General features: G+C 65.2%; 9 protein-coding genes and 4 pseudogenes. 5 read left to right on the plus strand and 8 right to left on the minus strand.

The genetic code is table 11. The features are described from left to right. Positions 1-162 precede the first annotated feature (162 nt). Positions 163-406: pseudogene (locus AB0I54_RS47290) on the minus strand (transposase family protein); the annotation flags it as partial. A 205-nt stretch (positions 407-611) separates the two neighbouring features. Here AB0I54_RS47290 and AB0I54_RS47295 point away from each other — a divergent pair. Next, complete coding sequence (locus AB0I54_RS47295) at positions 612-1,940, plus strand: hypothetical protein (protein WP_363302605.1); 1,329 nt, start codon at positions 612-614, stop codon at positions 1,938-1,940. Positions 1,941-2,321: 381 nt separating this feature from the next. Here the strand turns inward: AB0I54_RS47295 and AB0I54_RS47300 are convergent, their stop codons facing one another. From AB0I54_RS47300 to AB0I54_RS47315, 4 genes and pseudogenes are all read right to left on the minus strand, one after another. Next, positions 2,322-3,239 (minus strand): IS3 family transposase, encoded by a 918-nt coding sequence (locus AB0I54_RS47300; protein ID WP_363302606.1) that lies wholly within the window; start codon positions 3,237-3,239, stop codon positions 2,322-2,324. Then, positions 3,236-3,544, minus strand: a complete 309-nt coding sequence (locus AB0I54_RS47305; protein ID WP_363302607.1) for a transposase — start codon at positions 3,542-3,544, stop codon at positions 3,236-3,238. The genes AB0I54_RS47300 and AB0I54_RS47305 overlap by 4 nt, the downstream gene beginning before the upstream one ends. 610 nt (positions 3,545-4,154) lie before the next feature. Further along, positions 4,155-4,430, minus strand: a pseudogene (locus AB0I54_RS47310) (transposase); the annotation flags it as partial. Positions 4,431-4,938: 508 nt separating this feature from the next. Then, on the minus strand, positions 4,939-5,592 hold the full coding sequence (locus tag AB0I54_RS47315; RefSeq protein ID WP_363302608.1) for a TetR/AcrR family transcriptional regulator: 654 nt from the start codon (positions 5,590-5,592) through the stop codon (positions 4,939-4,941). A 43-nt stretch (positions 5,593-5,635) separates the two neighbouring features. Here AB0I54_RS47315 and AB0I54_RS47320 point away from each other — a divergent pair. Both AB0I54_RS47320 and AB0I54_RS47325 read left to right on the plus strand, forming a co-directional pair. Further along, a pseudogene (locus tag AB0I54_RS47320) lies at positions 5,636-6,826 on the plus strand (IS4 family transposase). 741 nt (positions 6,827-7,567) lie between these two features. Beyond that, complete coding sequence (locus AB0I54_RS47325) at positions 7,568-7,717, plus strand: hypothetical protein (protein ID WP_363302609.1); 150 nt, start codon at positions 7,568-7,570, stop codon at positions 7,715-7,717. Between the two features lie 928 nt (positions 7,718-8,645). On the opposite strand, the gene AB0I54_RS47330 is transcribed toward AB0I54_RS47325, so the two are convergent. The 3 genes from AB0I54_RS47330 to AB0I54_RS47340 form a co-directional block, all read right to left on the minus strand. Then, on the minus strand, positions 8,646-10,244 hold the full coding sequence (locus tag AB0I54_RS47330) for a chitinase (RefSeq protein ID WP_363302610.1): 1,599 nt from the start codon (positions 10,242-10,244) through the stop codon (positions 8,646-8,648). 76 nt (positions 10,245-10,320) lie between these two features. Beyond that, positions 10,321-10,488, minus strand: a complete 168-nt coding sequence (locus tag AB0I54_RS47335) for a hypothetical protein (RefSeq protein ID WP_363302611.1) — start codon at positions 10,486-10,488, stop codon at positions 10,321-10,323. Positions 10,489-10,618: 130 nt separating this feature from the next. Beyond that, positions 10,619-10,807: a hypothetical protein gene (locus AB0I54_RS47340; protein ID WP_363302613.1), complete on the minus strand. Its 189-nt coding sequence runs from the start codon at positions 10,805-10,807 to the stop codon at positions 10,619-10,621. A gap of 126 nt (positions 10,808-10,933) precedes the next feature. Here AB0I54_RS47340 and AB0I54_RS47345 point away from each other — a divergent pair, with 126 nt between their 5' ends. Both AB0I54_RS47345 and AB0I54_RS47350 read left to right on the plus strand, forming a co-directional pair. After that, on the plus strand, positions 10,934-11,698 hold the full coding sequence (locus AB0I54_RS47345) for an IS5 family transposase (RefSeq protein ID WP_363302614.1): 765 nt from the start codon (positions 10,934-10,936) through the stop codon (positions 11,696-11,698). Between the two features lie 242 nt (positions 11,699-11,940). Then, positions 11,941-12,123, plus strand: a pseudogene (locus AB0I54_RS47350) (transposase); the annotation flags it as partial.

Here is a 12,123-nt window from a genome sequence, read left to right on the forward strand (position 1 = left end):
GGAAGCGAAGGTGCGAGCTGGACAGGTCCAGTCCGGACGGGTAGACAAGCACATGAAGCCTCTGGTGGCACGGGTGATCTTGGTCGTGAACCCGTGCCACCAGGGGCTTCACTTGTCTGTCACGCCAACTGCCGGACCAGTACAGCAGGTTGGAAAGGGCTCAGTGGCTTCCGAGACTCCGAATCCGGCCCCCAACTGTGCGAGTCTCTTGTTCTTCCGCAGGTAGGCCAGGACCAGCAGGGCTTGTTTGAAGCAACCCAACTTGCGCCAGAACGTGCGAATTTCACGCCTTCGGCCGTGGATGAGCCATGAAACGTGCTCTGCCAGCTCGTACGGGACGTCGAGCATGGAAGGATACGGAGCCAACGAAGCCCCCGGCCGATGGCGTGCTGAGTGAGATCACCACACCAATGACGAGGGGACACCCCACCTGACCAGCCCATTTCATCCCCACAGCACAGAATGGAAGAGGAATCAGTGAGCACTGTTCCAACCCGTCATATCGATTACGCCTTGACCTTGCTCCCCCAACTCGGGCTTCATTGGTAGAAGCCTCAAGACAGTTGGGGTTTTACCTCGGCCGCGAGCTGAGGCGCAGGGAAGGTGCCGTGATGAAAACACCGAATACACGGTTGCAGCTGCTTTGCGATGCTGCTGGCTACAGCGCTGCGGGGCTGGCCCGTGCGATCGGTGACGTGGCCAGGGACCAGTCGACCACCTTCGCCCCCGACCCCAGCACCGTGCGACGCTGGCTGGCCGGGACGACACCGCGGCCGCCCGCTCCGGCACTTGTCATGGAATGCTTGGCCAGACGCTTGGGCAGGCCGGTCACTGCATACGAAGCTGGGCTCAGCAACACGCCCCTCAGCCCCGCCGACCCGTCCTTCGATGCCGACGCCGACCCGCTGCGCCTCCTGGTTCGCCTCATCGAAACGGACCCCGACGGCCTCACCAATCTTGGCGGCAGAGCTTTCAGCATCGCCGCCCTGACCCTGCCAACCCTGGAGGGACAGCCCCGAGCGGCCCGTTCGTATGCCTGCTCACCGTCTCGCAGTCACCGCGTGACACAGGCTGACGTCTTTGAGATGCAGGCCGTGGCCAGCACCTTCCACAGCCTGGCAGAACGATACGGCGGCGCGCGCTTGACCACTGCGCTGACGGCGTACCTCCGTCAGGAAGCCGTACCCAGTCTCAGTGCCCCGGCCGAGGCCGGAATCCACCAAGCCATGGTGTCGACCGCGGCACAGCTGACGCTCGTCCTCGCCGCTATGTACGCAGACTCCGCTCACGATGGCACCGCTCAGCAGTACCACCGCCTCGCCATTCGCCTTGCCTCGGAAAGCAACGACCACGCCATACTGGCCATCGCACTACGGGCCATGGCTACCCACGCCCATCAGCTCGGCCACTACGGCCCCGCCGTGCTGCATCTCGCCGAGCAGGCCACCACCCACGCCCGCCACGCCTCGCCCACAGCTCAGGCCTATGCGGCCGCCGAACTCGCTACCCTGCAGGCCCACCACGACCGCCGGGCAGCCATCAAAACCCTGGGCGAGGCAGAGCGCTTCCACTCACGCGCCCACAGCACTCCAGGCCCCTTCACGGAGTACCCTGCGGGAGCTCTGCACTACCAGCGGGCGCTTGTCCAGGAAGCCTTCGGCGACCACGCAGCAGCCGTCGAATCCCTAACCGTTTCCCTGCGCCTGCGAGGCCCCGCCGAAACCCGCGCCACGGCCCTCACTCACGCCCGGCGAGCGGAAGTCCTGCAAAAAATGAGGCGCCTGGATGAAGCCGTTCACGATTGGCGAATGTGTCTTCAAGCCGCCCCCACTCTGCAGTCAGCACGTACCAGACGAGCTCTGAACACGATGCACTGCAGCCTGCGCCCCCACAGACACAGCCCCGCTGTCGCTGCACTTCTCAAGGACAGTATTCTCTGACCTTCTCCGCGAACATGCCAGCGAGACGCGGTCGGGTTGGCCGCTCGTAGCGTGACGTAGGACGCCAGGCCGGGTGACTCGTGAACCGTCTGCCGCTCTTCGGGGCCGGCGGCTCCCCCGGGGTATGTCGCCGGTCCGGTGTCCGTCCGCGGTCCGACTCAAGAGAGGCGTGTCCCGGCCGGTTGGTTCCGGAAGTCGGCGTTCGGTCGTGGCTGACCTGTCGTCCGACCATGAGGAACACAGTCCCGTGATATTGCCCGATGTCGATCCCCACAAGTCCACCCACACCGCCACCGCCGTCGAGCCGGAATCAAGCCAGCAGGTCGGGACGACACGGATTGAGGCGAGCCTGAGCTTCCCCCGCTGTGCGAGAGGTGCTGATCAGCAGGTCAGGGTGGGTTGACGGGGTTTCAGGTTCGTTCGTTCGGCCGTTGCCTGGTCGGCGTAGTACTTCTCCTCGAACTCGATCGGGCTGAGCCAGCCGAGCCGCTCCTGGATGCGCCGGGAATTATAGAAGCCGTCGATGTACTCGAAGAGCGCGAGGTTCGCCTCGGCCCTGGTGGCGAAGGTGCGTCCGCGCAGGCCCTCCGTCTTGATCAGCATCCACAGATTCTCCGCCAGGGCGTTATCGTACGAATCCCGGACTGACCCTATAGACGCCTCAATACCCGCTCGCATCAACCGAGTTGTGAGCTTGATGGACGTGTACTGACAGCCGTGGTCGGCGTGGTGAATGAGCTGTCCGGGCTCCACTTCACGGCTGGCAAGAGCGTACTCCAGCGTGGTGAGGACCAGCTCGGCGTCCGCGCGGGCGGAGGTCTCCCAGGCCACCACCCGCCGCGAGAACGCGTCCCGGATCGCAGAGAGCCACAACGGACCCTCGCCGGTGGGGACCATCGTGAGGTCGGTGACCCACAGGCGATTCGGCGCCGGCGCGGTGAAGTCCCTGTTCACGAGGTCCGGAGCGAGCGTGGCCTTCGGGTCGCGGCGCGTGAAACCCTTGCCTCTGGGGCTGACGCCCGCCAGCCCGTCCTCGCGCATCAGTCGCTCGACCCGCTTGCGGCCGACGTGGACACCCTCGCGCTTGAGGACGGCGTGCACCCGCGGAGAGCCGTAGATCCCGCCGGAATCGGCGTGGATCTGCCGGAGCTGCTCGGTCAGCTCGACGTCCCGGCACTTGCGTTCGCACGGCTCGCGCTCGGCACGGCGCCAGCGGTAGTAGGTGGAGGAGGCGATGTGCAGTTCCCGCAGTACGCACTCGACTCCCAGGCCGGGGTGCTCATCGAGGAGCGCCGTCACCTGGCCCGGGTCGGGTCGAGCTGCGCCGCGAAAAGAGCCGAGGCGGTCCGCAGGACTTCGTTCGCCCGCTTGAGCTGGACGTTCTCCTTACGCAACGCGACCAGCTCGGCGCGTTCGTCGGCGGTCAGCCCGTCGTTACGCTCGCCGGCGTCCCGCTCGGCCTGCCGGATCCACCCGCGCAGAGCCTCGGGATGCAGGCCGATCCCTGCGGCCAGCCGTTTGACCTGCGGCTTCGGATCGGAGACGCGATACATCCGCACCGCACGCTCACGCAACTCCAGCGAGTATTTCCTGAGAGCAGCCACGGTCGATGTCCCTCTCATGAGAACCATCTGACCCCCTGTCAACTTCTACCGCATCTCGGGGGAAGCTCAGCCTGAGGGACTACCGGCGGCTGCCGACCTGGGCCAAGCGGTGGCCGCATACACCGCATCCTCAAGTGAATACGACCCGAGGCAGCGAGGCCGCGCCACAGTCGGTGGCTCGGCAGGAGTTACTTGGCGGGACGCGGCTTCGGCATGCTCCGCGGAGTCCGTTTCAGCGGAAAACCGATCGAAGAAGTGGGGGACGAATCCGCAGGCCCAGCGTCCGGAGTCGGGTTTTCGGTCGCAAGCATGGCAGCCGCCTCGGCAACCTTAGCGGGGTTCGCATTCCCGTTCACCCTTCTCCATTCTTCAGCAATCTTTTGGGCATCCGTCAGTTTATTTTCAGTACTTTTCTCAGATTTCTCAGGCATGACACACCAACTTTCGTCCATGGGCGTGAGGCCGCGTCACACATCTTTGTTACCTCTGAACAGCTACGTTGCCCGATGCTGGCCAGTTCATCGAGCAGCGAACGGATCGCGCGGGGCCTTGGGCGTCAGCGAACTCATCCTGCGGTTCCTGGGCGATGGCGGTTGGCGGGAAGTGCTGGTCAGCTGGGCTTGGGGTCGGCTTCAAGTCGTGCCAGGGCGTGGGTGACCAGGTTGGCCCGGGGCCAGTGCTTCGCGAGCCGGAGGATGCGGCGGCGGCCGGGGCTGACCAACTGGGGAGCGGCGGAGAACAGCCGCAAGCGCTTGGACTCCCGCAGCCGGGCGGTGCCGGCCACAGCGAGCTCGGTCGTCCAGGCGAGCAGATCGAGGGCGATCTGTGCGATCTCCAGCCAGATCTGGTTCTGTGCGGCGTTGTGCAGGGGGAGGTTGTGCAGCCCTGCGGGCTCCAGCCGGCCGACGGCGGACAGGCAGCACCGCAAGCCACCGCCGCGATCACCATCGAGCCGCCCGGACGGACCCCGCCGCCGCGCGCGGGGGGCCTCGCGGCGGCGCGTCTCCCGCTCGGCGGTGCGCGACAGGATGTCGGCTCCCGTGCGTACCACCGGCGCGGCGTCGTGGACGGCGGTGAGGGTCGCCATCCGGCGCCGCCCGCCGCGTTCCCGGTCCGCCAGCTGGGCGGAGGGCGGCTGGAAACCGGCCTGCGCCTGGGCTTCGGTCGTGGCGCGGGTGGCCTCCCACAGAGAGCCCGGGATCATGTTCACGCTGGTGGCGTAGACCGAGAGCACCAGCAGCCCGTCGGCGGCACGCGGCGCGGCGACATCCGGCCAGGCCGTGTAGAACGCGTTGATGTCGGCGGCGGCCCGCACGCAGATCTCCATCAGCTGCCCCGGCCTACTGGACGCCGAAACGATCAACCCGGAATCAAGCCGGTGGATCCACGATGAGTCACGTACCGCTCCTGAAGCTTTGCGGACTCTCCGGCCGCCGGAAGATGCCGTACCAGTAGCCACATGCCAGCTCGCGTGCGACCGAGGCATCGTCATGTCCATCACTTGTGGCTACCTGTTGGGCGATGACCTGCGCGCCGCCTCGCACCATCACGCCAGCCGCGCACCGCGGGTCGACATCAACAGGTGTGCGACCGGCCAACTGTTCTTCGATCAGCAGGTTCATAGTGCGGTCGATGAATCGGTCTTGCGCTGATGTCCATGAATTCCGCAGGGAAGGATCGTAAGAAGCCACCTCGCTGATCGCTGCCAGGAGGAACGCGTGCTTACGGTAGTGACTGAACAACTGCTCATACGTGCGGACAAGTCCGTCAAGTCCACCATCGGGGCCGCAGGGCTGCCAGCGCTGCACGATTTCAAGGCTGTCCGACTTGAGGAAGCCATTCAGCCGCAGAAGCACATCCACCTTGTCGCGGAAGTAGAGGTAGAACCCCGATCGGGAGATGCCGCCGGCAGCCGCGATCTGCTCCACTCCCAGCTCGGTATAGGTCTTGCCGTCGCGCAGCAATTCGCCAATGCCGGACAGTATCCGCGCCTCCACTGCCGCCCGCCGGTCGGCGGCGGTGGAGGGCCGCCGAGTGGTTGATGCCATGCACCCACCCTAGCCTCAATACCAGTAATCATCTGGTGAGCGGCTGTCGGATCGGGTCGTGGTCGGGGTGCTGACACAGGCGTTTCCCCAGTCGCTGGTGGATGAGGTGCTGGCTGGGACGGGCCGGGTGCAGCAGCGGAACCGGCTGTTGCCGGCCAGGCTGGTGGTCTACTTCGTGTTGGCGATGTGCCTGTTCTCGGGCCAGAGCTATGAGGAAGTGGCTCGGCTGCTGACCGCGGGTTTGCAGGGGGCGCGGCGCTGGCGTACATCCTGGGCGGTGCCGAGTACGGCGGCGATCTGGAAAGCCGGGTTTCGGTTGGGTGGTGCCGCTGCGGCAGTTGTTCGCGCGGGTGTGCCGTCCGGTCGCCACGCCGGACACGGTGGGTGCTTTCTACCGCGGCTGGCGGCTGACCGCGATCGACGGCACCACGTTCGGCCTGCCCGACACGAAGGCGAACGTGGAGGCGTTCGGCCGTCCGCCCCGCTCCGGGCGGGGCGAACAGGACGTCGGCTACCCGCAGATCCGCATGGTCGGCCTGGTGGAGTGCGGCACCCACGCCGTCTTCGATGCTGCGATCGGGGCTCTGCGCACCGGAGAGCAGGCTCTGGCCCGGGCGGTCCTTGTGTCCCTGCAGCCGGGAATGCTGTTGCTGGCCGACCGAGGCTTCTACGGTGTGGACTTGTGGCGCGAGGCCGCGGCGACTGGGGCAGACCTGCTGTGGCGGGTCCGCAAAGACCTTGTGCTGCCCGTGGTCGAGCAACTGCCGGACGGCTCCTACCTCACCGAGATCTTCGATCGCAGCGACATCCACCACACCCGTCGCGGAGTGCCGGTGCGCGCGGTGGAGCACACCATCGCCGGCCATGAGGGCGTCTACCGGCTCCTCACCACGATCCTCGATGCGGACAAGGCCCCGGCCGCGGAACTGGCCACCCTCTATGCCCAGCGATGGGAGTTCGAGTCCACCCTCGACGAGATCAAGGCCCACCTTGGCGGGCCACACCTTGTGCTGCGTTCGCACCACCCGAGGGAGCCGAGCAGGAACTCTATGGCTTCCTGCTCGTCTACCACGCCATCCGGCACCTGATGCACCAGGCCGCACGACAAGCCGACCAGGACCCCGACCGGATCTCCTTCACCCCCTCACTGCGTGTCACGCGCCGCCAGGTCACCGACCAGGCGGCATTTTCCCCCCAGCAGACTCGCCCGCGCGGTCAAAGCCACCCACAATGAACTCCTCCAACGACTCCTGCCACCACGACGCCGCCGGACCAACCCCCGCGTCATCAAACGCAAAGTCGCCGGCTGGCCCCTCAAACGCGCCGCCCACCGCACTGCAGACCGCCCACCCACCGCGGCCATTACCCTCGTTGGCGCCACCAAACCGAAACGGGTCAAACGCACACCAAAGCACTAAGTTACCGGTATTGACCCTAGCCTCCCTGTTTCGCTTCGGAAGCTGAGCTGGTCTGATCGCGGTGTAGCGGTGGTCTTGGTTGCTCGTGGCCCGCTGGGCAGGGGCAAGACCCGACGCGCGGTCGGGTGCTCGAGGGTTCCTCGGGTCGTGGGTGGGCGGGGACCGTGGCAGGTTCAGGTGGCTGGCCGTGGCATGGTCGTGGACGGCGGGAGGGGAAGCGGCCAAATCCGGTGGTCTTGCCGCAGCGGATGCGGTCCTCGACCCGGGCGTGCGCGCGGTGGCGGGCCTCCAGGTGCTGCCATGAGCCTTCACCGTAGGGGATGTCGGTGAGGAAGACCTGCTGGCGCATGCCCTCGTCAATCGAACAGGGACAACGGGGCGCCGGGATGCGGGCGTTCCCAGCCGGTTCCGTGACGGGGCTGAGGCCGCCGAGCCGACCGGCGTGATCGACCTCGCCGGCCACCCTGCTCCAGCGCGGGATGCCAGACGTGCTCGGGCAGCGCGCGGATCGCGCGGCGGACCGGCTTGGTGACAGGGTAGCCAATCGAGAAGAACGTGTGGACGCCACGCTCGCGCAGACCGCGTATGTGGGTCAGGAATCCCTTGGCGCCTCCGGTGCTGTCGGTGCGGATGAGGAGATCGGTGCCGTGGCGGTGGGCGTCGGCTCGGCGGCCTGGGGCAGGGCTGCGTCCAGGACGGTGATGTGATCGGCAGCGGTGTTGGCTCCGGTTTCGCCCGCCCTGAGCAGGCGGGAGCCTCGCCAGTGTTGTCCAGGAAGCACTGCATCAGGGTGGTAGCCGAAGCCGCGTTTGTAGGTGGCCGCCGCCTGCTCTTTTCCGAGCGGCAGGTGATCAGCATGGCATCGACGTCCACGACCGGGGCCGGGTAGGTCGTGTCCACCAGCCCGCGAAGCCGGTATCCCGTCCGGGTCTCGGCGGCTTGCAGGCGGGCGACCTTCCGCGCGACGGGATTCGGCAGGGCTTGGAGCCGCTGGAACGTGGTGGTGAGCTCGGTCCAGGGCGGGTGGCAGCCCAGGCAGAGCCAGCGGCCGCGATGGCGTCCCGCCGGGTGCAACACCGTTGCCTTTCGACTGCGCGGCCCTTTCAAGGGGGCGGGACACGACCGCGGCGGCCGGGCAGGGTCCGCTGGGACGCGCTGGTGCGTGCGCGGGGCGGCGCGGAGTGGTCGGACAAGGGTTGCGCCTGTCGCAACCAGCTGTCGGTGGCCCGCCCGACCCTGTCGTCGCCCACTGCAGGGTCCCGCTTGAGTGGTTGGAGCAGATGGCTGCCACCGTGCCCGCCAGTCGCTGGTAGTTCTCTTCAGCACCGGCGATCTCCGCTATGCCGGCATCGTCCCACTCGTCGACGAGAACGGTGTACGCGTCCGCGGTCGTCGACACCGACCTCGGACGCGTACGAGGGGAGGCATTCCTGCGCTGCGTGAATGCCGGGGCCGGCCGACGCGGAGCCGGACACTATGCGTTTCGGACAGCCCGGTCAGGTTCACTTCATTGAAGAATCGAGACCGACTCTGCAGTGAGAGCGGCCATTTCTGCCGCCCGCGCCTTCACGTGCTCGAGTGCCCCATCAACGAGAATGACCAGGTAACGACGGCATCGATCAGCGGTCGCAAGATCTACGCTGCAGTACAGGTCTCGTATCGGGGGTCACCAGCAATATCGACGCAATCGAAAGATTTGTTGGGTACAGCGTACGTTCCTGTCATGTTTTCGGTGGCCCAGCTGGCAGGGGTGCCGCCGCATCCAACATGGAGCGAATAACGCTCGTTCTTCGGGATATCGGTCCACCAGTCGGCTTTAGACCCATCCTTGATTCCTCTCCAAGCCGCGAACCGGGAGTCCGCCGATCGGGAAGTCTGTACCCATACTCCTACGATCGGCTGTCCTGATTCGCAGCGCACCTGGCCGTAGATATGAGTGGAAGTCGCAGCGGGCTGCGAGGAGGGTGCATCAGAACTCGCCGATGTTTCTGGGCTGGGCGCAGCGCTGGTTGGGCTGGGCGCAGCGCTGGTTGGGCTGGTGCTGGGTGACGGGCTCTCCGTATCCGTAGGCTGAGGAGCCTGAGGGCCACTGAGATCTCCATTGACACCATTCATGATGCGCGAGAATTGCCATTCAGATTGAGATATTCCAGTACAATTCGCCAAATCTTTTCCACCCCCTTCACACTGTCGATCGCGCCCGATCGCCCAGAATGCAAGCTGCTGAATATTCTTGGTCGCGGCGAAGTCAACGAGGGTCTGAGCGTCAGCGGTGGAGAATACCTCGCCCTCTGTATCATTGTGGCCGATCATGGGAGTATTTCCTTCCATCCCCCACAACTGCTCATCTGTCTTTCCAGGCCATATCTCTTTGAGCTGATCATGGAGAGCGGTAGCGGCCTGAACTGCGGCTTTCCCCATATCCTCGGGCCCGCCGTAGTCCATGGTCATTATGTTGACCAGATTGACATCGAGTCCGTTACTCACGGCGTTCTTCAACAGGGTTTGAGCGCTGCCCGTAAGTCCCGACGGCGCGACCGGAAGCGTATAATTCACCTCCAGTTTCTTGCCAGCCGCGGCGTACTCATGCTGAAGCTCAGACAGCGCCTTGTTTCGTCGATCGTTCGCAGATTGATCTTCAAGAGGAGCTCCTTCAATGTCGAAATCGACTCGGGTCAGATCGAGTGCGTCAATAACCTTCTTATATTGCACCTTCAGTGAATCGACTGACGTGCACGAGACGCCGACCTCTGTACCGGATTCGCCCCCGAATGAAGCAATAACATCGCCTCCCGCAGCCCGGTCCTCACTGATGGCCGAGAGCCAACCAGGATCGGTCACGTCGGTTTGTCCATTGAATTTTGCGTCGCAACTTCCACCATCGATAATGAAAGCGAGATTGAAGTACTTGAGTCCTGCCGCGTTACGCACCTCTGTCATTACAGACGAAGGCTTCCAGGTCTCAAGGTAAGGAGCCGCATAACGTGTAGGAAAGCCAGAACCAGCCGCTGCGGCTTGATCGTTTTCACTAAAGACCAACGCACTCTTACCGTTAAAGCCGAGCGCCTTGCCTGCGGCCGGCTTGTCTTTCAAGCCGTGATCAGGGTTGTGACTGCTGGAACTGGGACTGCCGGTACACGCGGAAAGGAGTACAGCGCCGAACACTGCGGCGGCGACGGTGACTGACCGGTATCGCATCTGACCTTCCTTCTCTCTGACGAGGGCGTCGGCCATCACGCCCCGTTACAGTCACAACGGCCCTCAGCGCCATGAGGATCAACCAGATCACGAAGATCCATCACTGAGCCTTTCAGCGTTGTCGCTCCAGGGTGAGGACCAGGGCTGATGCGTTCTCGGGTTTCAAGATCGAGTAGTTGGAGTGCGGAGTCGGTTCGTGACCCCGGTCGGTGGCGGCGCCGATGTTCGTCCAGCCGGCCTGGCGCATGAGGCCGATGGCGAGGTTACGGAAGGTCGCCATCCTGAGGCGGCGTATCTCGCCTCGCCCGTCGGCTCGTTCACGGGTCCGGTGCTCAAGCGGGACCTCGCGCCAGGGCAGTCACCGCAGTCGGCCGCGGAGCTTCTTCTGGTTGCCCCTGACGGAGAGGATGTTAGAGGGCGCCCCGGGCGGTGATCTGCTCGGCGTGGTCGGTCCGGGTGTGCACCACGTCGGCGGTGATGACATGGCCGTGCAGGTCGAGCCGGTCCAGCAGCGGGGCACAGGCGGGGTTTTCGTTGCTCTTCGCGGCGATCTGCCGCGGGGAGATCACTGCCTGGGACTCGTGCAGGACGGCGGCCAAGAAGTGAGCCTTTTCCAACCTGGTGGGGTGGGTGGGTGGTTGGGCCCGAGGGTGGTGTCCGGACGTGAAGAAGCTCCTGGTAGACGGGTTCACGACCAAGATCGCCTGTCCACCAGGAGCTTCCGCGTGCTTGTCTACCCGTCCGGCATCGATGTGTCCACCTCGACCCTGCGCTTCCTGTCCGCTCATCTGCGGGTCCCTCGCCAGGAACGCGGAACACGTTGGCGCCGGGTGAGCGTGGGGCGTCAGGCCCTGCTCGTTCTTGCGCACCTGCGCTGTGGCCATACCTACGCTCAACTCGCAGCCGGGTTCGGGGTCGGCACCACGACCGCCTACCGGTACATCGCCGAGGCCATCGATGTCCTGGCCGCTCTCGCACCGACCCTCGCCGAAGCGATGAAGACCGCCTCCACCAAGGCTTTCGTGATCCTCGACGGCACGTTGCTGCCGATCGACAGGATCGCCGCAGACCGGCCCTTCTACTCCGGGAAGCACAAGAAGCACGGCATGAACGTGCAGGTGATCACCGATCCCGGGGGGCGGCTGCTGTGGGCATCGCCCGCACTGCCCGGCGCAGTCCACGACATCAAGGCCGCGCGAACCCACGGCATCATCGACGCACTGGAGGAAGCCGTCGTGGAGTGCTGGGCTGACAAGGGCTACCGGGGCGCCGACGGCACCATACGGCTGCCCTACTGGGGCCGCTGGGAGACGCTCTCCGCAGGTCAGCAGGCCGTCAACCGCTCGCACGCGAAGATCCGCGCGCTCGTCGAGCAAGCCATGGCCACCCTCAAGACCTGGCGGCTCCTGCGCAAGCTGCGATGCTCCACAACCCGCATCACCAACCTCGTTCAAGCCGTCCTCACCCTCCACCTGACCTGCTCAAACTGAGGTTGGAAAAGGCTCCCTACGTTGTTCTGCGGGAGGCGGTGAGCCCTTCGTATGGTTCACCCACCCAGGGGCACCGGGTGTGGTTGAAAAGGCTCTGCCGCTTGTGGCTCTCACTGATTGGCCTCCCGGTGCCCCACGACGACTCGGCTGCCAATTAGGAATTGCGAATGATCGCTGAGTAGGGAATCGACAGCGAGGTCGTCCGTGGGAGGAACCAGCAGCACACCGCACGGAGGCACCACATGGCCGCGATCTGGGCTGGCATCGACGCAGGCAAGACCCACCACCACTGCGTCGCGATCGACAACAGCGGCCGCCGGCTGCTGTCATGACGCGTCGCCAACGACGAACCCCAACTGCTCGAACTCCTCGCCGACGTCCAAGCCCTGGGCGACGAGGTGACCTGGGGCATTGACCTGGCCGAT

Origin of the sequence: Streptomyces sp. NPDC050625 (assembly GCF_040654755.1) — a bacterium.
Lineage (GTDB): Bacteria > Actinomycetota > Actinomycetes > Streptomycetales > Streptomycetaceae > Streptomyces.

Coding starts and splice junctions, on each gene's coding strand:
- AB0I54_RS47295 (WP_363302605.1), top strand. CDS start 612: ATGAAAACACCGAATACACGGTTGCAGCTGCTTTGCGATGCTGCTGGC.
- AB0I54_RS47315 (WP_363302608.1), bottom strand. CDS start 5,592: ATGGCATCAACCACTCGGCGGCCCTCCACCGCCGCCGACCGGCGGGCG.
- AB0I54_RS47330 (WP_363302610.1), bottom strand. CDS start 10,244: ATGGCCGACGCCCTCGTCAGAGAGAAGGAAGGTCAGATGCGATACCGG.
- AB0I54_RS47335 (WP_363302611.1), bottom strand. CDS start 10,488: ATGGCGACCTTCCGTAACCTCGCCATCGGCCTCATGCGCCAGGCCGGC.